Origin of the sequence: Neolewinella litorea (assembly GCF_004803465.1) — a bacterium.
Classification (GTDB): Bacteria; Bacteroidota; Bacteroidia; order Chitinophagales; family Saprospiraceae; genus Neolewinella; species Neolewinella litorea.
The window spans coordinates 23,559-49,590 of record NZ_SRSF01000014.1; the positions used below are offsets into that span (position 1 = coordinate 23,559).

16 protein-coding genes are annotated in these 26,032 nt (G+C 63.5%); 5 read left to right on the forward strand and 11 right to left on the reverse strand.

All coding sequences use genetic code 11. From position 1 onward, the window contains the following. Positions 1-372 precede the first annotated feature (372 nt). From E4021_RS17125 to E4021_RS17135, 3 genes are all read right to left on the reverse strand, one after another. A complete protein-coding gene (locus E4021_RS17125) occupies positions 373-1,137 on the reverse strand; it encodes a glycosyltransferase family 2 protein (RefSeq protein WP_136460612.1) in 765 nt (254 codons plus the stop codon). 25 nt (positions 1,138-1,162) lie between these two features. After that, the gene (locus E4021_RS17130) at positions 1,163-1,906 is read right to left on the reverse strand and encodes an SDR family oxidoreductase (protein WP_136460614.1); all 744 of its coding nucleotides are present in this window, start codon (positions 1,904-1,906) and stop codon (positions 1,163-1,165) included. Between the two features lie 77 nt (positions 1,907-1,983). Beyond that, positions 1,984-2,586, reverse strand: coding sequence for a hypothetical protein (locus E4021_RS17135; RefSeq protein WP_136460616.1), 603 nt, complete (start codon positions 2,584-2,586; stop codon positions 1,984-1,986). A gap of 80 nt (positions 2,587-2,666) precedes the next feature. Here E4021_RS17135 and mtaB point away from each other — a divergent pair, with 80 nt between their 5' ends. After that, positions 2,667-4,025, forward strand: coding sequence for a tRNA (N(6)-L-threonylcarbamoyladenosine(37)-C(2))-methylthiotransferase MtaB (gene mtaB, locus E4021_RS17140; protein ID WP_136460618.1), 1,359 nt, complete (start codon positions 2,667-2,669; stop codon positions 4,023-4,025). Positions 4,026-4,691: 666 nt separating this feature from the next. Next, complete coding sequence (locus E4021_RS17145) at positions 4,692-5,432, forward strand: DUF6503 family protein (RefSeq protein WP_136460619.1); 741 nt, start codon at positions 4,692-4,694, stop codon at positions 5,430-5,432. Between the two features lies 1 nt (position 5,433). Here the strand turns inward: E4021_RS17145 and E4021_RS17150 are convergent, their stop codons facing one another. The 5 genes from E4021_RS17150 to E4021_RS17170 form a co-directional block, all read right to left on the reverse strand. Beyond that, positions 5,434-5,970: a hypothetical protein gene (locus E4021_RS17150; protein WP_136460621.1), complete on the reverse strand. Its 537-nt coding sequence runs from the start codon at positions 5,968-5,970 to the stop codon at positions 5,434-5,436. A gap of 201 nt (positions 5,971-6,171) precedes the next feature. After that, complete coding sequence (locus E4021_RS17155; protein WP_136460623.1) at positions 6,172-8,439, reverse strand: aconitate hydratase; 2,268 nt, start codon at positions 8,437-8,439, stop codon at positions 6,172-6,174. A gap of 433 nt (positions 8,440-8,872) precedes the next feature. Then, positions 8,873-9,526, reverse strand: a complete 654-nt coding sequence (locus E4021_RS17160) for a 4'-phosphopantetheinyl transferase family protein (protein WP_136460625.1) — start codon at positions 9,524-9,526, stop codon at positions 8,873-8,875. Further along, the gene (locus tag E4021_RS17165; RefSeq protein WP_136460627.1) at positions 9,523-11,925 is read right to left on the reverse strand and encodes a condensation domain-containing protein; all 2,403 of its coding nucleotides are present in this window, start codon (positions 11,923-11,925) and stop codon (positions 9,523-9,525) included. Before E4021_RS17165 ends, E4021_RS17160 begins: the two co-directional genes overlap by 4 nt. A gap of 3 nt (positions 11,926-11,928) precedes the next feature. Beyond that, positions 11,929-16,488 carry a non-ribosomal peptide synthetase gene (locus tag E4021_RS17170; protein WP_136460628.1) on the reverse strand — a complete coding sequence of 1,520 codons (4,560 nt, stop codon included), beginning with the start codon at positions 16,486-16,488 and terminating at the stop codon, positions 11,929-11,931. A gap of 602 nt (positions 16,489-17,090) precedes the next feature. Here E4021_RS17170 and E4021_RS17175 point away from each other — a divergent pair. The 3 genes from E4021_RS17175 (at position 17,091) to E4021_RS17185 (ending at position 23,419) form a co-directional block, all read left to right on the forward strand. After that, complete coding sequence (locus E4021_RS17175; protein WP_136460629.1) at positions 17,091-20,153, forward strand: non-ribosomal peptide synthetase; 3,063 nt, start codon at positions 17,091-17,093, stop codon at positions 20,151-20,153. Then, entirely contained in the window at positions 20,150-22,366 is a 2,217-nt protein-coding gene (locus E4021_RS17180; RefSeq protein ID WP_136460631.1) for a TonB-dependent receptor, read from the forward strand. The genes E4021_RS17175 and E4021_RS17180 overlap by 4 nt, the downstream gene beginning before the upstream one ends. Before the next feature lie 69 nt (positions 22,367-22,435). After that, positions 22,436-23,419: a glycosyltransferase gene (locus tag E4021_RS17185; RefSeq protein WP_136460633.1), complete on the forward strand. Its 984-nt coding sequence runs from the start codon at positions 22,436-22,438 to the stop codon at positions 23,417-23,419. A gap of 10 nt (positions 23,420-23,429) precedes the next feature. Here E4021_RS17185 and E4021_RS17190 read toward each other — a convergent pair whose 3' ends face one another. From E4021_RS17190 to E4021_RS17200, 3 genes are read right to left on the reverse strand one after another with little or no spacing between them, the layout of a single operon-like run. Next, positions 23,430-24,902, reverse strand: a complete 1,473-nt coding sequence (locus E4021_RS17190; RefSeq protein ID WP_136460634.1) for a helix-turn-helix domain-containing protein — start codon at positions 24,900-24,902, stop codon at positions 23,430-23,432. A gap of 53 nt (positions 24,903-24,955) precedes the next feature. Beyond that, on the reverse strand, positions 24,956-25,555 hold the full coding sequence (gene gldD / locus E4021_RS17195; RefSeq protein WP_136460636.1) for a gliding motility lipoprotein GldD: 600 nt from the start codon (positions 25,553-25,555) through the stop codon (positions 24,956-24,958). A 47-nt stretch (positions 25,556-25,602) separates the two neighbouring features. Beyond that, on the reverse strand, positions 25,603-25,956 hold the full coding sequence (locus E4021_RS17200; protein ID WP_136460638.1) for a hypothetical protein: 354 nt from the start codon (positions 25,954-25,956) through the stop codon (positions 25,603-25,605). Positions 25,957-26,032: the final 76 nt, after the last annotated feature.

The following is a 26,032-nucleotide window of genomic DNA, read 5'->3' on the forward strand; positions in this document are numbered from 1 at the left end:
TTGCGATTGTTTGATTTGGTATTTACAATTGGCTGCTCCTGCCCGCTGGTGGGTGCACTTCCCCGGGTTGGGCAAAATTACGGTGTTTTGGACTGGACCCGGTTTGCGCATGCAGGTTGAGGCGCTGTGCGCCGAGGGGCTTTCGATTTACCATTTGGTCATGTACCATTTACAATTTTGCGAGACAGCTCGCTTCGCTCGTATCGCGCTTGAAAGCGCTCAACCCGCTAGCACGGCCGGGCGGAGGGCCTCCAGGCCGATTTAGCCTAACCACGGAGGTGGAGATCGCGGAATGGATCGACCAAATCACGGTGGGTTTCGTGACCGCGTACTTTCTTATGATCGCCGCTCACCAATCGCGCTTGAAAGCGCTCAACCCGTTTGCGCGGGGCTCCTCCCCGCGTAGATCGCCGGTTGGGCCAGTCCCCAGCGGGTGAGGCGATGGACAATCGATACGCGCAGGACGCCCAGACCGTACTTGCTGCTGCGCAGGAAGTTGATGCTGCTGGCCTCTTCGAAGTACTTGGTGGGACAGGTGACTTCGGCAATGTCGAAGCGGTGGTAGATGATCTGGGAGAGCATCTCGTTGTCGAAGACGAAGTCGTCGTCGTTGGCTTCGAAATTAATGGTCTCGAGCACCTCCCGGCTGAAGGCGCGGTAACCGGTGTGGTATTCGCTGAGCTTGTAGTTGACCAGGAAGTTCTGGACGGCCGTCAGGAAGCGGTTGGCGACGTACTTATACAGTGGCATCCCCCCGCGCAGCGCGCCCATGCCCAGGATGCGGGAGCCGAGGACTACCGGGTAGATCCCCTCGCCGATGATGTTGCACATGGTGGGGATGAGTTTGGGGGTGTACTGGTAGTCGGGATGCAGCATCACCACGATGTCGGCACCGACCTCCAGGGCCTTGCGGTAAAGGCTTTTCTGGTTGCCGCCGTAGCCGCGGTTGCGGGGGTGGGTGATCACGTACTCCACGCCCAGCTGTCGGGCCAGGGCAGAGGTTTCGTCGGCGCTGGCGTCGTCGCAGAGGATGACCTCATCGACCAGGTCGCGGGGCACCTCACGGTAGGTCCGTTCCAGGGTGAGGGCGGCGTTGTAGGCCGGCATCACTACTACTACCTTCTTGTCCTTATACATGGGGCCCAAAAGTAGGCAACATCCCCTACCCCTGCGAAGTGGGCCTTACCTGCAGTTCGTTGATGTGTACGCTATCGGGCTGACTGATGGCGTAGTGGATGGCGTTGGCGATGTCTTCGCTGGCGAGAAACTTCAGGTCCTTGAAAAAATCCTGGATGTCGTTCATCAATTCGTCGTCGGTGATGGTTTCGGTCAGCTCGGTTTCCACCGCACCGGGCTCGATGCAGGTCACGCGTATCCCGTGCTTGGGGGCGAGTTCCTGCCGCAGACCATCGCTGAGGGCTCGCACGGCGAACTTCGTGGCGGAATAGACGGCACTGCCCACCATGACCTCCCGGCCAGCTACGCTGGAGATGTTTACGATATGGCCCTGCTTGCGCTCCACCATGTCGGGGAGGGTTTCGGCCAGACAGTGCAGTACGCCGTTAACGTTAACGTCCACCATCTTGAGCCACTCGTCCACGTGCAGGTTCTTCATGTAGCTGAGGGGCATGATTCCAGCATTGTTGACCAGGATGTCGCAAGGGCCGAAGGCGGCCTTGGTTTGCTCCACGAGTTGCTTTACGTCCTTGGGTTTTGTGACGTCGGTTTCCACCACCAGTGCCTCGCCTCCTGCCTTCTCAATTTCCTTTTTCAGCTCATTGAGACGGGAGGCCCGGCGGGCGGCGAGTACGACCTTGACGCCGTCGGCGGCGAGTTTTTTCGCGGTGGCTTCGCCGATGCCGCTGCTGGCGCCGGTGATGATGGCTACTTTTCCCTGTAATTGCATAGTTCCTTTTCGGGTGCAACCCGAAAGGCGCGATTCTGGTTCCGGGAATTCACAAGTATCCGATGCCGGTGATGAACCTAAATAGCGAGGGGCGGGGCCGGGGTGCGGTCAATAAGCACGATTTCACTAATCCGCGTGGTCGGAGGTACCCCGCTGGTGTCGATGGTCGTCTCTGTTGAAGTGAAGTCCCGCAAGCCGAAGGCCTTATTTGTCGAATAGGCGTAGGTGCGCCCCGGAATTTCGGAGCCCCGGATCATGATTTTAGGATACGCAATACACAGGCGGGCAAAGGTGTGTCCGACCCGGATATCGCCCTCGGTGGCCGCCGTAGCGGTGGTAATGTGGATATCGCCCACCAAGGTGGAATCCCGCACGGAGGGCAGCACGTAGCCCAGTCGTTCCCCGCTGCGGCCGCGGATGAAGTACACGGGCAGTGGTCCGTCCGGGGTATCCAGCATCCCCTTTTCCAGTCGGTCGCTTACCTCAGTAAATTCGAGACCCGGGGTAATACCGTAAAAGGTAGCCTTGCGGATCACGTACTTCGGCGGTGCGTTGGGCACCGTATCGGCGGCGGAATTGGCCATTTCAGACTTACCGATGGTGGGGTCTCGGGGGTCACCCGTGCAGCCGGCCAAGAGGAAGAGGGCGGCGAAAAACAGGGTTGCGACAAACTGACGCATGGAAAGGTGGGCATTGAGCTAACGTGAAACACCTGGCGGTCATCCGGTGTTTATGGACTTCCCTTCGTAATTTTGCCCCCATGTCCACCATCGGTACCGTTTCCTTTTACACCCTGGGTTGCAAGCTCAACTACAGCGAGACATCCGCCATCGGCCGGCAGTTTGAGGGGGTGGGCTATCGTGAGGTACCGTTTGCGGAGGGGGCCGACGTGGTGGTGATCAATACCTGCTCGGTGACGGAGTTCGCCGACCGAAAGTGCCGCAACGTTGTCCGCCGGGCCCTGAAGAAGAACCCCGACGCAAAAGTGGTCGTGGTGGGCTGCTACGCCCAACTGAAACCGGAGGAGATTGCCAACATAGAGGGGGTCGATTTGGTACTCGGGGCGGCGGAAAAGTTCCGCATCCTCGATTTCATCGACGGCATCGGGATGGGCAGCGGCAAGGGCATGGTCCGGGCCGGCGAGGTGAAGGAGGCCGACAGCTTTGTCTCCAGTTTCAGTTTCGGCGACCGAACGCGCTCCTTCCTCAAGGTGCAGGACGGCTGCGATTACAAGTGTACCTTTTGCACCATTCCCCTGGCGCGGGGCGCCAGCCGCAGCAGCACCGTAGAGCAGATCGTCGGCGACGCCGAGGCCATTGCCGCCCGGGGTGTCAAGGAGATCGTCCTGACGGGTGTCAACATCGGCGACTTTGGCAACGGCACCCAGGTGATCGAGGGTACGCGGCCCCGCAAGGAGGCGCTGTTCGTCGACCTGGCCCGCGCCCTGGATGAGGTGGAAGGCATCAACCGCTTCCGCATCTCCAGCATCGAACCCAACCTGTGCACCGACGAAGTGATCGACTTCGTGGCCAACAGCAAGCGCTTCGCCCCCCACTTCCACATGCCCCTGCAGAGCGGCAACAACAAGCAACTGGCCCAAATGCGCCGCCGCTACCGTCGCGAACTCTTCGCCGAGCGGGTGGCGCACATCCGCAGCGTCATGCCCCACTGCTGCATCGGCGTCGACTTGATTGTCGGCTTTCCGGGGGAAACGGAGGAGGACTTCCTGGAGACCTACCGGTTCGTGCAGGAGCTGGACGTCACCTACCTGCACGTCTTCACCTACAGTGAGCGGGCCAATACCCCGGCCGCGGAAATGGACGGGGCCGTTCCCCTTGCCGAACGCCGCCGCCGCAACCGGATGCTGCAGATCCTGAGCGACAAAAAACGCCGCGCCTTTTACGAGCGCCACCTTGGTCAGACCCGCCCCGTACTGCTGGAAAAGGGCAAGGAAGAAGGACTGCTTCAGGGCTTTACCGATAACTACATCAAGGTTTCCTTCGCAGCCGATGACAGCTGGATCAACCACCTCGTCGACCTCGAACTCGACCCCGCCGCCCCACCCGACGGCAGCGGCACCGAGATGATCCTGCCAGGGCGCTTGCTGGTGGAAAGCTGAGGTAGGAGACTATCTGCTTACTGTTGACGCCTGACCTAACCGATACCCGCTCCACCCGGCGGGTGGAGGCACCGGCCGGACAGCCCACGCGCCGCGTGGGCAGCACGACAGTAAGACGGAAATACCGCTGCTCCACCCGGCGGGTGGAGGTTCCGGTGAAACCACCAAGCGTGGAAACCTAACGGACCATCCACATGTCGCGTGGGCCAGCACGTCAGCCAGGTGGAAGTACAATCGCTCCACCCGGCGGGTGGAGGCTCCGATGACACTACCGGGCGTGGGCACAAGCCGGACAGCCCACGCGCCACGTGGGCCAGCACGTTAACCAGGTGGAAGTAAAATCGCTCCACCCGGCGGGTGGAGGCTCCGGTAAAACCACCAAGCCGGAAACCTGCCGGACCACCCACGCGCCACGTGGGCCAGCACGATACTCAAAACGAAATACATCCGCTCCACCCGGCGGGTGGAGGCTCCGGTAATGCTACCGGGCGTGGACACCGGCCGGACGACCCACGCGCCGCGTGGGCCTGCACAATAGTTTGCAAGGAATACGCCTGCTCCACCCACCGGGTGGAGGTATTGAAAGCCGCGCCGGGCGGAGGAACCGTAACCGTGCCGAATGGGGTTCCCATCAAAGTCTTAACTTCATCGGCAACCGCCCCCGCCATGAAAACCATGCTTTTTGTCCTGTTCCTTTGCACCTGCGTCCCCGCCCAAGTAATCGGACAGCGGGCGGCGGAACTCATTGAGCAAGTTATGAATGCAGTAGGACTGGAAGCGATGCAGTCTCTTCACGATGTAGAGTACCTCTATCATTCCGGCGATACGAAAAGCCTGGAGCGTTACATCTTCGACGGGGAAGTGAGCTACGGACGCACGCGGACCGACAGCGGACGAATCGTGGAGCAGTACCACAACGGCCGTACGACCACCGTGATCGTGGACGGACAACTCACCCGGGAGCCCACGGAAGTGAGCCGGGCACTCTTCCGCCGCAAGACAAACTACTACTGGCTAATGATGATGCACAAGCTCCGCGACCCGGGCGTGGAGCACACCTACGTCGGTACCCGCACGATCGAGGGGATTCCATACGAGGTGGTGGACATGACCTTCGGGGAAGGCGTGGGTCTGGCGCGCGACCGCTACCGATTGTTCGTCAATCCCTATACCCATTTGGTCGATCGCTTCCTGTACACCGTGGCGGCCGCCGACCGATTGACGCCGACGCTGATGCAGGTGACTTACGGCTGTTTCCCGGAGGGCGTGAGGCTGCCGGAGGTAAGCCGGAGCCATCCCGCGAGCGATTGGGAAGGCGAATTAAGCGCCGACGGGGAGTGGCGGGTAAGCCACCGCGACGGCTTTCGCTTCAATAACGGGTTTACGGCGGAGACGATCCGACAGTAGGTTAGCGCACCAACTGCAGCACAAAGTTACCCTGCGTGCGCAGGCTAATGCCGTAGTCGGCGTCCGACTCCGTCACGTCCATTTCGGTCGTCAGGCTGATTTGTTTCTGGCGAACGAAGTCCAGCACCGGGAAACGCTGGGGGTCGGTGAAGTAGCCGTTGCCGTTGGGGTTCCGGAGGCCGGAGAGCAGCAAGCTGCCGTCGCGGAAGCTCCATTTGCCGCTGCCCACGCCGCTTTCACGGGTTTGCTGGCGGTCGGAGGAGGTTTCCACGGTCATCAGGTAATCTCCGCTGGAGGTCCAGCGGCCATCGTCTTCGAGAAAGATCATCAGGTCGCTTTCGGAGATCGAGCTGACGCCTTCTTCGTCTACGGGATTTCCGGAGAAGTTACCCTGTACACGAAAGTCGCCGCTGAACTCACGGATCCCCCAGCTGCCTACAAAGTCGGCCTCGGTGATGGTGTAGTTATCTGGTTCATCCTTTTGGCAGGCGGAAACGCCCAGCACAAAAAGAAAAAGGAAGGGTAAAAATTTACTCATATACACGCAATTGGAGCCAGCCGTCAATTGATGGCCGTCGGAACTGAGGTTTAATCTGGTGTGTTGTCCTTAGTCTGGGTGTATGAACCGCTCCCTCCCCCTATAACAAGTATATGTACAAAAGTGGTATGCGCGAATGAAAAAAAGCCTCCGACCCGCCTGATGCGCGTCGGAGGCTTTCATTCTTCAGCCTGACCGGTATCAGGCGGTCAGCTCCTCGCGGATCTTGTTTAGCGCGCTGCCGGCCCGTACCCAGTCGATCTGGGCCAGGTTGTAGGTGTGGGCCACTTCGAAGGAATCTTTGGTTCCATCGGCGTGCTCCAGCACTACGGTCAGGTTACGGTTGGGGGCCATGGCGGCGAAGTCGGTGATGCTCACCTTATCGTCCTGGCGCACCTTCTCGTAATCGTCGGGGTTGACGAAGGTCAGGGCCAGCATACCCTGCTTTTTCAGGTTGGTCTCGTGGATGCGGGCGAAGCTCTTCACCAGCACGGCGTGGACGCCCAGGAAGCGGGGTTCCATGGCGGCGTGCTCACGGCTGGAGCCTTCGCCGTAGTTTTCCTCCCCGACCACGATCTGGCCGATGCCGTTGTCGCGGTAGGTGGTGGCGCTGTCGGGCACGGCCATGTAGTCGTTGGTCACGAAGTTGATCACCGAGTTCGTCTTCTCATTGTAGGCGTTGATGGCGCCGATGAGGCAGTTCTGGCTGATGTTCTCCAGGTGACCGCGGTAGGTAAGCCAGGGGCCGGCCATGGAAATGTGATCGGTGGTACACTTGCCCTTGGCCTTGATGAGCACGCGCATGTCCTGGACCTGCTCCGGCCGGATGGGCTGGAAAGGCTCAAGCAGTTGCAAGCGATCGCTGGTGGGGTCCACGCTCACCTCGATCCCGCTGCCGTCTGCGGCGGGCTCCTGGTAGCCGGCGTCTTCCACGGCGAAGCCCTTGGGGGGCAGCTCCACGCCGGTGGGCGGATCGAGCCGCACCTCCTCGCCCTGCTCGTTGGTCAGGGTATCGGTGAGGGGGTTGAACTTCATGCTGCCGCTGATGGACATGGCGGTGACGATCTCCGGACTGGCTACGAAGCCGCGGGTCTGGGGGTTACCGTCGTTGCGCTTGGCGAAGTTGCGGTTGAAGCTGGTGATGATCGAGTTGGCGCGGTTGGGGTCGTCGGTGTGGCGGGCCCACTGACCGATACACGGTCCGCAAGCGTTGGCCAGCACTACGCCGCCAATCTCCTCGAAGGCGTCGAGGATGCCGTCGCGCTGTACGGTGAAGCGGATCTGCTCCGAGCCAGGGGTTACGGTGAATTCAGATTTCACCTTCAGTCCTTTCTGCTTGGCCTGCCGGGCCAGGCTGGCGGCGCGGTCGAGGTCCTCATAGCTGGAGTTGGTACAGCTGCCGATGAGGCCCACTTCCAGGACGGGGGGGAACTCAAACTTGTCGACGGCTGCGGCGAACTCGCTGATGGGGAAGGCACGGTCCGGGGTGTAAGGTCCGTTGATGTGGGGCTCCAGGGTGCTCAGGTCGATCTCGATCACCCGGTCGAAGTACTGTTCGGGATTCGCGTACACCTCGGCGTCGCCGGTAAGGTGCTCGGCCACCTGGTCGGCCAGGGCGGCCACGTCGGCGCGGTCGGTGGCCTTCAGGTAGCGGCTCATGCTTTCGTCGTAGCCGAAGGTAGAGGTGGTGGCGCCGATCTCGGCACCCATGTTGCAGATGGTGCCTTTACCGGTACAGCTCATGCTGCGGGCGCCCTCGCCGAAGTACTCGACAATGGCTCCGGTACCACCCTTTACGGTAAGGATACCGGCTACCTTGAGGATAACGTCCTTGGGGCTCGTCCAGCCGCTGAGTTTGCCGGTCAGCTTCACGCCGATCACCTTGGGCATTTTGAGTTCCCAGGGCATACCAGCCATGACGTCCACGGCGTCGGCACCACCGACACCGATGGCGACCATTCCGAGGCCGCCGGCGTTGGGGGTGTGGCTGTCGGTACCGATCATCATACCGCCGGGGAAGGCGTAGTTCTCGAGTACGATCTGGTGGATGATACCGGCGCCGGGCTTCCAGAAGCCGATACCGTACTTATCCGAAACGGTGGAGAGGAAGTCGTACACCTCCTTGTTCTGGTCGTTGGCGCGGGCCAGGTCCTCGTCGGCCCCGGTCTCGGCCAGGATCAGGTGGTCGCAGTGGACGGTGGACGGCACGGCTACTTTATCGCGGCCGGCCATCATGAACTGCAACAGGGCCATCTGTGCGGTGGCGTCCTGCATGGCGACCCGATCGGGCTGGAAGAAGACGTAGTCCCTGCCCCGGCCGTACTGTTGCAGCGGGCTTTCGGGGTGCAGGTGGGTATAAAGGATCTTCTCGGTGAGGGTCAGGGGCTTACCCAGTTTGTTGCGTGCCTCGGCGACTTTACCGGGCAGGTCTTCGTATACTTTTTTGATCAGGTCAATATCAAATGCCATAGTCAGCTGTAGTTTTAGATTCGACTTCGTCTTTTCGTGCTTACTGGGTGAACGCCTCACCACCGGGAAAAGTCGACAAATGTAAGCGGATTACGCCAACTAGTGGCCGCAAACCGCTGGCGGGCGTAGCCATTTTGCCGTCAGCATACTGTTAGACAGGCCGGCACAAATCAATCCCGGCCGAAGCTACGCCAGGTTTTACACCGGAGTGCCCACCGCCGCCTAGTACATGGGGCAGCCGCAGTTGCCCGCCCGGCACCCGGCCAGCAGCAACAAGCAGATCAACCAAAAGAGTACGGTAGCCAGGCGCATGGATTCGCTTTTCCGCACAAAATAACACCTTCATGGCTCTGGTGGCTGTTGCAGCGGGTGCCGTAGTGGTGCCGACCGGCCCGGCGGTTGGGTTACGAAGCACGGCACCCGCGGGCGCGCCCTAATGCAGTTCCGCCAGCGATACTTCATGCACCGTCACCTCGGGAAGGGTACGCGCGGCCAGGTGAGCGGCGTATCCGGGCCGAAGGTGCAGCTCGCGCACCGTATAGTGTGTACCGTCCACCCCGATGCGCTCCGGCAGGCAATTGATGTCCGCCGGGTCCAGCGAAAAACCCCGCCCGTCGGCCTTCATCACGGCCTCCTTGCGCGTCCAGAGGCGGTAAAAGTCCGTCACCTGGTCGGGTGAGCTTTGCAGCTGGGCGTATTCTTCAGCGGTGAAGACCCGGCGGAATTCCCCCAGGTCCACCTCCCCTACCCTTTCTACGTCCACGCCCAGGCGGCCCATCCCCACCGCGGAGCAGCACACCACCAGGCCGTCGGTGTGGGAGATATTAAAATCAAAATCGGGCCGATAGGGGAAATAGGGTCGCCGGTACGCGCCAGTGGCCAGCGTCGACAGTTCAGGGAGCGCAGCGTCAATTTTCTTTGCGGCGTAGCGCAGGAGCAATTTACCCAGCAAGCCCGCCTGCCGGTCCTGCCAGCGCCGGTAACGGTTCAGGTCCCGTTGTATTTCTTTGGGCAGGGTCCGGCAGCGTCGCGTCCACTCCTGCTCCGGCAGGCGGACATCGTTGCGGATGTGGAACACACGGATCACTTGGCGGGGTCGCTGGTGGCCCGCGCGGGTGGTGCGGTGGCGGTGGCGGTGCGGCTCTCGATGTAGGACTCGACCAGGCGCGCGGTTTCGGCTACCGCCGGCTCCTGGAATAGTTCGGCGTGCCCGGCGGGCACGTCCTGGATGGTGAGCTGGTCCCCGGAGATCCGCCGCCAGGTTTCGATCACGAAAGAGTGGCTGGGCCACTGCCGCAGTTCCTGGCTTCGCAGCAGACAGATCGGGTGGCCGTAGTCGGGAGCGCGGTAGCTGCGGAATGCAGCGACCAGTCCGTCCTTCAGGCGGCGGGCGCGCAGGCGCAGGCGCAGGTTTTCTCCCATGACTCGCTCGGGCAGAACCTCGCCGGCCAGCTGCTCTTGGATGTCCGTCCACCGCCCAAGCCGCAGGTGGCCCCAGTACCAGGCCAGCGACCCCGGCTTGCGCCAGTTCTTTTGACCGCCCTGATCTAGGATGCCGGGCGGGTCGATGTCGGCGCCGATGATGACGGGTGCCGGACGGCCGGCGTCAAGCAGGAGGCGTCCGATGGCCACGCAAATTGCACCGCTGTAGCAGTAGGACAGCAGGATGAGTGGGTCGGGGGCCCCCACCTTGTCGATCTCCGCCAGGTAGTGGGCGGCCATCTCCTGGATGCTGCCGTCGAGCTCGGAGCGGCCGTCGATGCCGTTGGGCTGCAGGGCATACACCGGCCGCTGGGGGTGTAGATGGCGGGTCAGCGACTGGTACATCAGCACGTAGCCCAGGCCACCGTGGAAGCAGAACAGCGGGGGCAGGGTGCCACTTACGCGCTGGGGTACGAGGTTGTTCCACTCGGAGGCCGCCTCGCCGGCGTCGAGGAAGCGGGCCAGCTGGCGGATGGTCGGGTGCAGCAGCAGGCTGCTGGGCGGGATGTTGTTGCCGGTCAATCGTTCCAGCCGCGCAAAGAGCCGGAGGGCCGCCAGGGAAGTCCCGCCGCAGTGGAAAAAATTGTCGTCGATGCCCACCGTATCCACCGGCAACAACTGTTCCCACAAGCCCGCCAGCCGCAATTGCGTCCCGTTGGAGGGGGCCACGTAGGGCGGTCGTTGGGCCGCCGCGGCCGGGGTCGTAGTGACCAGCGGGGGCGGGGGCAGGTCTTCAGGATCGGGCAGACTTCGGTCGGACAGTCCGGCGACCGCCCGAATCAGGTCCAGGAAGCCATTGAGCAGCCACCGGGCCAAGTCCTCCGGCACGCCTTCCCGGTAGCGAAGGCTCACCTCCCAATCTTCGCGGGGCAGCACCATGCAGGTAACGGGGTACCGGGATGTCAGGTCTCCGCCGAACTCCGCCACGCGGAGACCACCGCCGGCCAGTTCGGTCCAGGGGTAGTTCTGCACGGCCAGCAGGGAGTTGAAGGGTAGTCCGTCGCCGCCGCTCCACTCCGCGATCTGGTCCAGCTCCACGTATTGCTGCGCGCTGTCCCGGGCGCTCTGCCCCTGGATGCGCTGGAAGAGGTCGTCTGTCCCCAGCTGCACCACCTTCGGCAGGATGCGGGCGAACATGCCGGCGACGCCGTCCATCCCCGCGACCTCCGGTGGCCGGCCATTTACCGAGATCCCGAAGCAGACGGTTTCGGTCTGCAGGTACCGGCCCAGCATCATGGCCCAAAGGCCCTGCAGAACGGCGTTCTGCGTCGCCTCCTGCCGCTTGCAGTAGGCCACGAAACCATCCCGGACGTCCGGTTCCAAGGTGGTGGAGAGGCTGCGTTGCTCCCCCTCGGCGGCGGGCAGCAAACTGGGCTTTTCCATCCGGGAGAGGCGTTCGCGCCAGTACCGTTCGCGGGCCCCGGCGTCCTGCGCCTGCACGTGACGGAGGTAAGGTTTCAGATCGGGGATAGGGGTGAGTTCTCCGGGGCCGTCACCACGCTCCGCGGCATAGTACGCCAGGAAATCCCGGAGGACGACCCCGGATGACCAGCCGTCCAGTAGCAAGTGGTGACTCGTCCAGTTGAAAAAGTGCTCTTCCGGCCCCAGGCGCACGAGCGCGAGGCGGGCGGCGGGCGGTTTGTCGAGCGTGAGTCCGCGACGACGATCCTCCAGCAGATAGTCCGCGATGGCCCGGCGCTGCTCGGTGTCGCCCCGGTCGCTCCAGTCGTGGTATTCCACCGCCCCCTCCACCCGGGGGTGCACCACCCATACCGGCCGGGAGACCTTTTCCCAGTGTACCGACGCCCGCAGGGGCGGGTGGCGCAGACAGGTCTTTTCCCAGGCCGCGTTCAGGGCATCGCGGTCGAGCGGGCCGCGGAGCCGGCAGCGGGTCTGGATCAGCCCCTCATCGTCGGTGGGAGACGACAAATGATGGAACAGCAAGGCCCGTTGGAGGTGGTTCAGGGGATATATGGCCTCTATCTTGGGCTTGGTCGCGGACATCTGTTACAGGTTTAATTCGCCGAGCAAACCTTCGAGGTCGCTTTGGTCGAGTCCGGAATCGGGAAAATCGGAAGGGGTCAGTACCGGCTCGTCAACGGTACGGCAATGGTCCAGCAGTTCGGTCAGTTCACGCAGGCAGGCGTCGACCAGGCCGGCCACCGTCGCCGGGTAGTGCAGTGAAGTGCTATACGACCAATAGATCGTCAGCTGTCCTTCCTCTACCGCCGCGTTGATCTCCCATACGCGGTTGACTTCTCCGTTCGGATGCCGGAGCCCGTCGCGGACAAACTTAACCGTCCCGAGCCGGGCATCGAAAGCATTGTCCTGCTGGCCGAGGTAGTTGAAATAAACGGCGGGCGACTGCTCCAGTCCCGGCTGCCGAGCCAGGTACCGCAGCACGCCGTAGCCCAGGCCCTTGTTGGGGACGGCCCGCAGCTGTTCCTTGACGGCAACGATGGCTTCCCGCGGGTCGGCGTCCGATCCCGGAGCGAAGGTCAGCGGATAGGAAACGGTGAACCAGCCCGGCGTTTCCTCAATCGGCAGCCCGCTGTCAAGGGGTTCGCGGCCGTGCCGTTCGAGGTTCAGGCACTGCCGGCCGCTGCCGGTGTAGGAAGCGAGGGTGCGCAACAGCGCGGCAAGCAGTAACTCTTCGGGGCGGGTTCCGTAGGCTTCGTTGGCCGACTGCAGGAAGTCGCGGGTAGCCGCTTCCCCCAGCCTCCCCGATACAGTAGCTACCGTAGCCTGTTTGACGGGTAGACTGCCGGGCAGCTCGGTCGGCAAGGCAGTGGTAGCCTGCTGCTGCCAAAAGCTCAGGTCCTCCTCAAATTTCTTCTCCGAGGCCCACTTATCGAGTTGCTGGGGCCACCGGTGGAACGAGGCGCCGGTGGGTTGGCCGCTTCCCGCTTCGCCACGGAGGTGGCCGGCCAGGTCGTGCAGGATGGTCTGCCACGACACCATATCGATGACCAGGTGGTGCGCAAGAAGATAAAGCGTAGCTCCATCGCCCGTTTCAGACCGCGTGAACAGCAGCGCCCGGAACAGCGGGTCGCTTTCCAGCTTCCATTCCGTCTGGATACGCGCCAGTTGGGCCGCCTCACCCCCTTCCCGTTCCGAGAAATGCTGGAAGGCCTCTCCGCGGTGGTAGGGCCGGATCGTAGCCCGCCAACCCAATGACTCCCGGCTGAAATTCTGCCGCAGGCCGCCGTGCGCGGACGCAATCGCTTCGATCGCGTCGGCTATCCCGGCGGGGTCTACGGGGCCGGGCAATTGCAGACGCCAGGCGTGATTCCAGTGGTGGGGAGCGGCCTGGTGCTCTTCGAAAAACCATTCCTGGATGGGCGTCAGGGGCACGGGGCCGGAGAAGGCCTCGGTCTCCGTTTCCGGCCCCGTCGGACGGGCCACGGCGGCAAGCGCGCGGATGGTCTGCCGGTCGAATACGGCGGTGGGCGAAAATTGCAGTCCGGCGCGGCGGGCCCGCGCCAGCAGTTGGATGCTGAGAATGGAGTCTCCGCCGAGGGAAAAAAAGTTGTCGGTTACGCCCATCTGCCGGGTGCCCAGCAACTCCCGCCAGATCTCGAGGAGGGTAGTCTCCGTGGCGGTGGCCGGTGCTGCGAATTTGTCTTCACTTACCGGGGCCGCATCGTCCGGCGTAATATCGGGGAGGGCTTGTATATCTACCTTGCCGTTGGGCAGTCGGGGGAAGGCCTCCAGGCGCAGCAGGCGCGCCGGCACCAGGTAAGCCGGCAGCTGCTCCAGCAACTCCTGCCGCAGGGCGGAGAGGTCCGGGTCGGTTTCCGTCAACAGGTAGCCCAGCAGCTGTCCCCCGTCGCTGATTCTGACTTCGGCGTCACCCACCCCATCCAGCTGTAACAGGTGGTTACGGATCTCCTCCAGTTCCACGCGGTGGCCCCGGATCTTGACCTGCCGGTCCATACGGCCCAGGTATAGCAGATTACCATCGGCGCGGTAAGTGGCCCGGTCTCCGGTACGATAGACGCGGACGGAGGCACCATCCGGCAGTTGCAGCGGGGTAAACTTCTCCGCGGTGAGGGCGGGCCGGTGCCAGTACCCGTCGGCTACCCCGGCACCCGCAATACAGAGCTCGCCGGGCACCCCAAGGGGGGCCAGCCGCCCGTTTGGCGTGATGAGGTGAACTTCGGCGCCGGGAATGGGTCGCCCGATGGGCACCCCGCCGGCGGCATCCCCGGCGGTGAGGCGGTGAACCGTAGCCCAGACGGTGGCTTCGGTGGGGCCGTACTCGTTGTACAGTGCTGTGGCCGGCAAGCGGGCGAAATGCCGTTCCACCACGGTGCCCGCGCAGGCTTCCCCGGCTACGATGACGGTCTCCAGGCTCTGCAGCAGCTCAGGGTCCGCCAGGTCGACCAGATGGTCGTAAAGGGTAGGCAACAGCAGAGAGTGTGTGATTCCTTCCCGAGCGATGAGGCGGGCCAGTCCTTCCATGTCCTGCTCGGCCCGCGCGGGGGCCACCACGAGTTTTCCGCCGGTGGTGAGGGTCCAGAAGATCCCCGCCACGGAACTGTCGAAGGAAAAGGAAGACAACAGCAGGAAGGCCGCGGGGCCGCCGCCATACACCTCCGCTCGCGCGTCCGTGCTGGAGGCGAGTTGGTGGTGGGTGATCGCGATACCCTTGGGCCTGCCCGAGCTGCCGGAGGTGTAGATGAGGTAGGCGGGATCATCAAGTGACCGGCCTTCTACCCGGGAATTGACCTGTACTTCCGCCCCGTCCAGCGCGTCGAGCCGAATTACGTCGACGTCAGGGCCCGGCGCGAAATCCGACAGCGATCCGTCTCCCACCAGCCACCGCGCCCCGCTGTCGTCGAGCATATAGCTCCTGCGCTCGGCGGGGTATTCAGGATCCAGGGGCAGATAGGCGCCGCCGGCCCGGAGGATGCCCAGCAGGCCGACGACGGTATCTATCCCGCGCCCGACGTGCAGGGCTACCACCGCTCCGGCGACCATGCCCCGCTGTTGTAGCGTAAAGGCCAGCGCGTTGGCTCTTCGTTCGAGTTCCGCGTAGGTAAGCTGTTCCGTGCCGCAGGCTACCGCGGGGGCAGTGGGATGGTGCCGGGCGACTTCCGCTATCCGGTCATCCAGAAACCGTGCGGGGGGGAGCGCGGCAGCTTCCGCGGAGCCACTCACGTGACGCAGCAACTCAAGTTCCGGGGCCGGCACCAGATCGATCTCGCCTACCCGGAGCCTGGGATCGCGGGTCACCTGTTCCAGGATGCGGGTGAGGTGGCCCGTCAACCTTTCGATGCGGTCGGCCTCGAATAGATCCGTGGCGTATTCAAAAATGGTCGAAAATTCTTCACCGGAATCGGCCACGAAGAGCGTCAGGTCGAATTTCGACACACCCAGGTCGAGGGGTTCCAGCCGCATTCTTACGCCTTCCGTCAGGCTCAGGTCCCCGGGGCCGTGGTGCAGGATGAACATCGCCTGGAAGAGGGGATTGGTACCCGGCAGGCGGACCGGATTGAGTTCACGCACGATGGCCTCGAAAGGGGCATTTCTGTGCTCCAGGGCGTCGAGCATTGTGGCCTTTACCTCCGCCACCCAGTCGGTGAAAGTAACCGTTTCCTTGAGGCGGGAGCGGATCAGGACCGTTTCGTTGAAGAAGCCGATCAGGCGCTCCAGCTCCAGGGTATCGCGGTTGGTGACGGGGGTGCCCACCAGCAGATCGGCCTGTCCGCCGTACCGGTGCAGCATCAGCAGGTAGGCGGAGAGTAGGTAAACGTAGGGGGTCACCCCGCTTTCCCGGCAAGATTCCCGGACGCGTGCGCTAAGTTCGGCGGTCAGTTTACCGCTTGCGTAGGCTCCCCGGTACCGCTGTTCGCGGGGCCGCGGACGGTCGGTGGGCAGGGCCAGCACGGTCGGCACGTCCTGCAGTTGGGTCTTCCAGTAGTCCAGGGCCCGATCGGCCGCGCGCTCCCGCTGGCGCAGGGCGTAGGCGCCGTACGACACCTTCAGGGGGGCGGACTGTTGCTCCCTCCCTGCGATGCGGCGATCGTATTCCCGGGCAACCTCCTCCAGCAGGATCTGCATGGAAGTTTTATCGGTCAGGATATGGTGCTGGGTAATGATCAATACGTGGGAGCTGTCCGTCTTGCGGAGCAGCAACAGGCGGGTCAGTGGGCCGTGTGCCAGATCGAAGGGCTGCCGGGCATTTTCGAGCATGACGGACCGGGCGGCTTCCTCACTGTCGGGCATCTCCCGCACTTCCCAGGAAAGCAGCGGATCGGGGCCTACGACCTGCCGGGGCCCGTCGTCGCCCTCGGTGAAGGTGGTCCGCAGCATTTCCTGTCGGGTGGCTACCGCTTCGAAGCACGTACGCAGCAGATCGCGGTCCAGCCGCCCGTCGATCACCACGCGTTCGGCGTAGTTGTAAAAGGGGTTGCCGGGGTAGGCCTGCGCCAGAAAGTACAGGCGTTCCTGTCCCCGGGAAAGCGGATAGATGCCGCCCCCTCCTTTTTCCTCCGCGGCGGCGGGTGGATCGGTGACCTTGCTGCGGTTCAGCCATTTGCTTAGTAAAGACCCTTGCGACATAATTCGTGATTCAAAAAAAAAGCAGGCTGCACCCGTGCGCCGGCAACCCGGACCGGCGGCAATTGAAAGCACCCCTAATATCCCACGCAAAAGCAGGCCCTTTGCAGGCCTCCCTAAGGTGGCCGGTCGCGGAATAACGCGAGTCCCGGCCCAGGTCAGGTAAGGGTGGGTAGCCGGCAATAAAAAGCGAAGGCCGTCCGGATCAAAAGCATGGGTGTACGTAAATCAATACGGAAAATAGCGTATCCCCGGATTTATCCGGCTGATCTTTCAGGACCTCAAAAAGAACGTGGTGCGTCTATCCGTCATTCCCGAAACCCAACGTAAAAAGTGATTCCACGGCTCTAACTTGTCGCCATGGTCCCCTTTCCCGGGTATAACTGTTCCCCCACCGCATTATATTGGGCATTAACGCTTCCAACCTGCCTATGCAGGATACGCTGAAGTTGTCCTTCTTCTACTTCCGGGAGACGATCAAACCCAAAATGCGGCAGTACACCGTAACTGTACCAGGAACGCACGTCTTCATGAACGCCCCTGGTTATGAGCACCCACCCGGCAAAATATTACCGCCTCCACTGTTGGTTAACGGCTGATCTACCATGACTTTATCCCCCCTCACCCCGGCTCAATCCGCACTGTATATGTGGCAGCAACGCACGCCGGATTCGCCCGCGTACCAATGTGCCTATACGTTTGAGCTGCAAGGCCCCCTGGACCGAGAGCGTTTCGCGGCGGCTTTTGCGGCTTTGGCTCGGGAAGACGACCGCATGGCCACGGTATTCGTGCCGGTTCGGGGGGGGGTACGCCAGGGCACTATTCCGGCCGACCAACGCCCCGGCCTCGATGTCCTCACCGGTTCGGTAGTGGATTCCGAGGATTGGGTGAGCCAACGCAGTGCCCGCCTTATTCCCTTGGACCGCTGCTGCTACGACGCCGCCCTGCTGTGCCTGGCTCCGGATAACCACCTGTTTTACCTGAACCAGCACCAACTCATCGCCGACCCCTGGGGAGTGGCCGCGCAGTACCGCCGTCTGGCTTCTTTGTATGCGGCACGCGCCGGTGCCGGAGGAACTCCCCCAAAGCCAGGTTTCGGGGCTCCCGCGCCCCGGCCTTCTTCGGAATCCGAAGGGGAACAGCCTGATTATCCGGCTTCCCCCTCGGGAAATGAACCCCCGCTCGAGTCCGGCCGTCAAAACCCCGCCGGACACACCGCGGTGGCAAGTCGCTCCCTGCACCTTGGCGCTGACCGCGTTCAGGGCCTGCGTAGCCTGGGCGACCGGATGGACGTAACCCTCTCAGCCCTGCTCTCCGCCTACGTCCACCGCTTAAGGGGGGAAGAGAATATCACCATCGGTACTCCTACCGGCCACTGGCCAACCACCCTGCCAAATCGGCTCGGCCAAATCCCGCCATTCAATGCTTTGGTACGGGCTACGGATACTTTCCTGGATCTACTGGCGCGGCACGGGGAGGCTTTTGCCGCTTTCCACCCCTCCGCCCTATCCTCCCCCGGAATCCAGGTTGTCCTAAAGTACTGCGACGCTGCATTCGACGACCTGGCCCCCGATGTGACGTGCCGGACGACTTGGCATAGCACCGGTCACGCCGACCCCGATCACCACTTTACGCTGCGCGCTTATCATCCGGCCGGAACGCAAGATCTGAGGCTGGATTTCATCCTTAACCGGGTGGTATTTACGCCCGCCGAGATCGAGCGCATCCCCGATCAATTTCTGGCTTTGGTGGATGCCTGTCTGGCCGACCCCGCCCGACCGGTGGCGTCCGTCAACGGGAGGAATGACGACGAGTTGCGGGCCATTGCCGGTCACTCGGTAGGACCCACCTATCCGGTTCCCACCCCGGACGTCCTCCAGCTCTTTGAAGCCGCCGCCGCCCGATACGCCGATGATCCCGCCCTGAGCTACCCCGGCGGCAGCACCACCTACCGGGAACTGAATGAGCGAGCCGACCGGCTGGCCCAACGACTTCACGACGATCTGGAGGGCGGCAAGCGCATCATTTGCCTGTCCTTGCCGCGGAGCCCCGGGCTCCTGGTAGCCATTCTGGGCTGCTGGAAGGCCGGGTATACCTATGTTCCCCTGCCCACGGACACGCCCGACGGCCGGTTAGAGCATATACTGCGCGAAACGGACGCGGCGCTGGTCATTACCGACCCCGATCGCCTGGATCGGTTCCGCGACCGTGGCGTGGCCACAATGCTGATCGACGAGAACCAAGCCCCGCCGCTCCGCCACGCTTCCCCGGCACCCGCGCGCCGCCGCACCGATGCCCCCGCCTACGTGATGTACACTTCGGGATCAACGGGGCAACCGAAAGGGGTGGTGATCGGGCACACGGCCCTGGTCAACTACATCGACCACGCGCTCCGGCACTACGTAACCGGCCCGAAACCGGTGTTCCCCCTGTTCACGACCATCGGGTTTGACCTGACGGTCACTAGCCTGTTCACGCCGCTGGCGTGCGGGGGGCGGCTGGAAATTTACTCCGAACCGCCGCCCGGCATCCCGGACCTGGCGGTGGTACAGGTGATGCACGACGACCGCTGCGACGTGGTGAAGCTGACCCCCTCCCACCTGGCCCTGCTGCGGGGAATGGACCTGCGCGCCCACCGGCTGCGCACTTTGATCGTGGGCGGCGAACAACTGACCACCCCCCTCGCCCGCGAAATACGGGAACACCTGCCCCCCACGGCCGCGATCATCAACGAATATGGCCCCACGGAGGCCACCGTAGGCTGCATCATCAAAACCTATACGGGACCCGAAGAGGGCGAAGGACCCGCCGTCCCGATCGGGCGACCCATTGCCAATACCGAGGCCTGGGTCCTGGATGCCCAGGGGAACCTGGCCGCACGGGGAACGACGGGCGAGCTTTTTCTCGGCGGCATTTGTCTGGCAGAGGGCTACCTGCAGCGCGAGGAGCTTACGGCGGAGCGGTTCGCGACGCAGCGGGCCGGGGGCGGCGCACGCCTGTACCGTACCGGCGACCGCGCCCGCTGGAACGGCGCCGGCGACCTGGAGTTCCTGGGGCGGGCGGACCGGCAAGCAAAGTGGCGGGGCCACCGCATCGAGCTCGACGAAATAGAGAATCTGGTGGCCGGGCACCCGAACGTCACGGCGGTGGCCGTCGTGCTCGACGACGAGCAATTGGTGGCCTACTACACGTCCCCTGCGGACCTGCCCGCCCAGCAACTGCGGGCGCACCTCCAACACCACTTGCCCGACTACAGCATCCCGCAGCGCTTCATTGCCCTCCGGGAGATGCCGCTCACCCCAGCCGGAAAGGTGAACCGGCGGGCGCTGGCCGAGATGGAAGTGGCCTTGCCGACGGAGCGGCCCGCCGATTTCGCGGCCCCGGAGGGAGAGATCGAGGAACTGCTTGCCGGTATCTGGTGCGAGGTACTGGCGCGCGAGGAGATCGGGCGCCACGACAAATTCCTCGACCTGGGCGGGCACAGTCTGACCGCCATTCGCCTGGCCGCACGCATCAGCGATACCTTCGCCCTGGAGGTACCGCTGCCCCGCATCTTCGAGTTGCCCACCATCGCGCTGCAGGCGTCCTATCTGGAGGAGACGATGCTCCGGTTCTTGGCGGAATCGGAAACCACACCCCCGGACGAGTCCGTAAATACCACCCCATGAGAACCTGTTTACTGACCCTGCTGGCGACCTGCCTGGCGACTACCTGCTTCGGCCAGGGCGTGACGGGTCGCGTACTGGCCGCCGACCGGAGCCCGATCATCGGCGCCTACATCATTCACCTCAATTCGGAGCACCACACCCACAGCAACGAACTGGGCAACTTCGAACTCGAGGGCGTGGCGGCGGGCGATTCCCTGCGGGTGACCTACCTGGGGTACCGCACCCGGGTGGTACCGGTGCCGGACGACAACAAGAAACTGGAGGTGGTTCTCAGCGAATCGTTCTTCGACCTGGAGGCCATCACCGTGCGGCCCGACCTGCGCTCGATCAACGTGGCCACCGACATCGACGCGCGGCTGCGGCCGGTGAATTCGGCGCAGGACGTCCTGCGGCGCGTTCCGGGGCTCATCATCGGACAGCACGCCGGCGGCGGCAAGGCGGAGCAGATCTTCCTGCGCGGTTTCGACATCGACCACGGTACCGACGTGGCCATCTCGGTGGAGGGCATGCCCGTCAATATGGTCAGTCACGCCCACGGACAGGGCTACGCCGACCTGCACTTCCTCATCCCGGAAACCATCGAAAAGATCGACTATGGCAAAGGGCCCTACTACGCCGACCACGGCAACTTCGCCACGGCGGGCTACGTCGACTTCTCGCTGAAGGAAAAGCTGGACGGCTCCCTCTTCACCGCCGAGGTGGGGTCCTTCAATACCCTGCGCACAGTAGGACTCTTCGACCTGCTCGACGGTCCTACCGGCCACGCCTACCTGGCCACGGAGTACCTGCTCTCCGACGGCCCCTTCGTGTCCAGCCAGCACTTCAGTCGGCTCAACCTGATGGGCCGCTACACGGCCGACCTGGCCTCCGGCAGCAAGGTATCGGTGCTGGCCTCCCACTTCGACAGCAAGTGGGACGCCTCCGGCCAGATCCCCGGGCGGGCCGTGGCGGACGGCACCATCGGGCGCTTCGGGGCCATCGACGATACGGAAGGGGGCTTTACCAGCCGGACCAACGTCGCGGGACAGTTCCTGCGGGTAGTGGACCGCAACACCTTCGTCAAAACGGAAGCCTACTACAGCCGCTATGCCTTCGACCTGTACTCGAACTTTACCTTCTTCCTGGTCGATCCCGTGAACGGCGACCAGATCCGCCAATCGGAAGACCGCGCCCTGGCCGGCGTCAACTCCGAACTGCAACACGCCTTCCGTACCGACACCGGGGAAGGCACCCTTAAGGTCGGACTGGGACTGCGGTATGACAACAACGACGAAGTGGCCCTGAGCCGCACCAAAAACCGGGAAACGCTGCTCGAACGGCTGCAGTACGGCGACATCGACGAGACTAACCTCTTCGCCTATGCGGCCGCGGACTTCGAGATCGGCGACCTGCTCATCAACCCCGCGCTGCGCGTGGACCACTTTGTCTTCAACTACGTGGACCGGCTGCAGCCCACCTACGACCGGCAGGAGCAGCGGAAAACGGCCGTTAGCCCGAAACTCAATTTCCTGTACACCGTCAACGACCGCACCCAGGTCTTCCTGAAAACCGGCATCGGATTTCACGCCAACGACAGCCGGGTGGTGCTCGACCGCAGCGCGGACGCCATCCTCCCCGCCGCCTACGGCGCCGACCTGGGCGGGATATTCCGTCCCACGCCGCGCCTGCACCTCAACGCCGCCCTGTGGTACCTGTACCTGGAGCAGGAGTTCGTCTACGTAGGCGACGCCGGCATCGTGGAGCCGAGCGGGGAAAGCCGGCGAGTGGGGGTCGACTTCGGACTGCGGTACCAGATCACGGATTGGCTGTTCGCTGACGCGGACCTCAACTACGCCCTGGCGCGCAGCATCGGGGAACCCGAAGGGGCGAACTACATTCCCCTGGCCCCCGACCTGACGAGCACCGGCGGACTGAACGTGCTGCGCGACCGCCTGTCCGGTGGCCTCCGGTACCGCTTCGTCAACGACCGGCCGGCCAACGAAGACAACTCCATCGTCGCGGAGGGCTATTTCCTGCTGGACGCCAACGTGAACTATACCATTCGCCGGCTTTCCCTCGGGCTCACCGCCGAAAACCTGCTGGGCGTCGACTGGAACGAAACGCAGTTTGCCACGCTCTCCCGCCTCCGTACGGAGACCGAGCCGGTGGAGGAGATCCACTTTACCCCGGGCGCGCCGCGCGCCGTGCGGGCGGTGGTGCGGTACCGCTTCTAGTCGCAGGGGCCGCGGCGGGCACAACTTTTTTGCCGTCCGCCGGCTTCTTCCCCCGATCTTTCCGCCGCCATGCATACCTTACTTACTCCCCTCGACTGGGGGCTCGGCCACGCCGCCCGCAGCCTCTCCCTGGCCCGCCGCCTGGAAGCGGAGGGGCAACGGGTAAGCTGGGCCAGCAGCGGTCCGGCGGCGGAGATGCTGCGGCGCGAACTGCCCGGCCGGGTCGTGCACGAACTACCCGCCTACGAGGTCAGCTACCCCAGCAAGAACATGAAGTGGAACGTGGCCCGCCAGGCCTGGGGCTGGGCGCGGACCGTCCGCCGCGAACACCGCGCCACGGCCCAGCTCGTGGAGGAACTCGGCATCGACCAGATCGTCTCCGACAGCCGCTTCGGTTGCTACCACCCGGAGGTGCGCTCCATTTTTCTGACCCATCAGTTGCACCCCATCACCCACTTCGCGCCGGCTTCCGCCGTGTATCGCTGGCAACTGGGCCGCTTCTCGGAGTACTGGGTCCCGGACGATCCCGACCACGGGCGGTTGAGTGGTAAGCTGTCCGACCCCTCCGGTTTCGAGAACGTCCGCTTCATCGGTCCCCTGCCGCATCTCCGTCCGCGGCCCGGCACGGAGCCTTTCGACCTGCTCGCGCTGCTCTCCGGTCCGGAACCCATGCGTACCCGTCTGGAGAATATCCTGCTGCCCCAGCTGGCGGCGCTGTCCGCCACGGTGAAGGTGGTGCGCGGCCTGCCGGAGGAGGCCCCGCCGCCGGCGGGCGATCACCCTTTCGAGATCGTGAACTTCGCCGATACCGATACCCTTTCCTCCCTCCTTACCGCCGCCCGCTTCGTGGTGGCCCGCTCGGGCTACTCCACGCTGATGGACTTGCGCGCGCTGGGCAAAAAGGCCGTCCTGATCCCCACGCCGGGGCAGACGGAGCAGGAGTACCTCGCCCAGCGCGCGCAGTTGCAGGGGTGGGCCGTGGCGGTGATGGATCAGGACCGATTGGACCTCAGTCGGGCGCTGCAGCGGCTGTCGGGCGGTGGAATAGGTTAGGCCGGCCGGGTCACGAAAGCCGGGCCAGGGCTTCCTTCATCGCGCGGTACCGTTCCCGCGCCAGTACCACCGTGGGCGGCGCGGCGCGTACCTGGCAGTCCTCGATCGGGCAGTGCTCGCAGGTCGTATTGACCACGACGTGGGGGATGGCCGGGTCGTCGACGAAGGCGATCTCCTCCCGCACCCGGTCGTTGATGAGGATACCGAGGGTGACGCTGACGTTCTGGCCGGCCCGGGGGTAATCCGTGCGCGCCAGGGTGATGCAGAGGTATTCGTCGTCGGTGCCGTAGTAGCGGCTGCGCTGGGCTTCGATGCGGAGGTGATCGCGGCTGTCGGCACTGAGCGTACGCAGCAGACTGATGCTGATCCACCGGCGGCAGTAATGCTCCAGCAGGCCGCTTTCGTGGGGGTGGTGCCGGCGGCTCAGGTGAAGTTCCTTGTCAATGACGAAGTTGTCCGTACCCTGGTCGTGCGAAAAGCGGAGAAAAAACAGTTCGGGCAGTCCAAGAAACTGCGGGATGACGTTCGTCATCCGGTGGTAGAACATCTCCGGGGTGGCGTTGAAGCGCTGCATGAGCTCCAGAAAGGCGGCGGGCTCCCACCGCGGGCGCTGAAAAAAGCCGCGCAGGGCCTCGGTGAAGGTCCGCAGCGGCAGGTGGAGGGCCACGCTGAAGTAGGTGGCCTTGCTGTGGTTGAGCACCTCGCTGAAGACGCGCCCCCGCAGGATGCTGCTGGTATTGGCCCGCTCCTTGAGCTTTAGGTAGTTGAAGGCGATCTCCTTGCCGAACTGGAAACTGCGCTGCACCGGACTCAGCTTGCCGTTGAGCAGCAGGCGGCCGGATTCGGGGAGGTAGACCGAGCGGAGGCCGGAGAGGGCCGGCTGGTCGTCGAGCCCGTGGGGTACGATCTCGTAGCCGTAGCGGTCTTCGAGCAGCTCGGCCAGTACCCGCGGCGGCAGGGGGCGGATGCCCGGCAGGTTGAACTGCTCGGCGAAGGTCTCCACCGCCCGCTCGAGTTCGGGAAAGTAATTGGCGTTCAGTTCCAGGTACGAGCGCAGGGCCGCGAAGTAGAAGTTCTCCTCCCGCAGGGCGTAGCTGCGGCTGATCTCCAGCAGGGTGCTGATGAAGGCGCCGACCTGCAGGGGCGCAGCGGCGATGATCTCGGCCACCTTGCTCAGTTCGATGCCGAAAAGCTCGAGGGGCAGCTCGTTGAGGAAGTTGGACTGCAGCAGTTCGCTCACGGGGGCCAACTCGCGCCCCAGCTCACCGTTGGTCAGGTCGCCGGCGGTGGTGCCCAGGGCCGCGGCCAGCTGTTCGACCTTATCGCGCTTGGGGAATTTCTTCCCCTTTTCGATCTCGTTGAGGTAGGAAAGGGAGATCCCCGCCTGCTTCGACAGCTGGTCGAAACTGAAGCCCTGCTGCAGGCGCAGCTGCTTTACTTTCAGCCCGAAGATGATGCGCTCATTGGCGGTTTTGGCATTCATTGCGGGCAATTTACGCAAGCAGGGGCGAAGATTCGCTAATTAGCTGCCTGCGCTCAATTCCACTCCAGCGTCTCCACGATGCGGTAGATATCCTCCTTCACGTACTCAATCACCGGGGCCAGGGAGTCGGGGTTCACCTGGGTATCGAAGTACAGGGCACCGCGCAGGAAGTGGCGGGTGGTGTCGGTAAGAAAGAACTGGAACGGACTGGCGGCGGGCCCCGCAATGTCGAAGGCCACGCCGTGCACGTCGGCGGAGTCGCGGTGGATCACGATCTCCTCGATGTCGCTGGCGCGCTGGTTGTGTACGCCCACGAGCTGGAAGGCCTCGTCGCGCAGTTCCTCCCACTGGGCGTAGGAGGTGACCGGGTAGTAACTGAAGTGGATGTTGCCGTTGAGGGCGGGGTCGAGCCGCAGGTCGAACCAGCAGGGGTCGGCCGGGGCCTCGTCGAAAAAGGTGGTTTCCTGAACCACCTCCGTGGAGGACGGCCGCTCGAAGGTGAAGCGGCAGTAGTCGGCCGCCAGGGGTACGTAGGCCCGCTCGGGGTAGTCGACGCGGGGATAGGAGCGGGGCTTGGGCACGGGCGGCACGTCATCGCCGCAGGAGGAGATCAACACGAAAACGGGGAGGCAACAGAGCAGTAGGATTCGCATGCGACCCTAACGCCCGTTACCTCCCCGTGGATTGCCGGTGAGCCGGATTACTTCCAGGCACTGCACAGGATTCCGTTCTCGGTCTTCATGATGATCTGCTGGCGCACTACGTCTCCCGTCTTGACGGAGATCACGTAGCGGCCTTCGGGCAGCTCGCCCAGTGCCAGGCGGACGCTGTAGCCGTTGTGGTTGATCACGCGCTTGGTGAAGAGCACTTCGTCGGTCTTGAGGTCGGTCATGAGCACCAGTGTCTTCTGGCGTTCGAGGTTGGCCACGGTGAGTTCGAGGTCTTCGTCGTCAATGACGGAGCGGGTGATGAGTGGAGTAGCGGCGTCGTCCGTCGGAATTTCGGGGGCGGGGACGCCGGTGCTGAGGAGGAGGGATAAGAGCAGGGTGAACATGGCTGGATAATTGAATGAACGGTTGTAAATGAGGTAGTTACCTTGAATGACGTCAAGATGCGGGCGGCGTTGCACC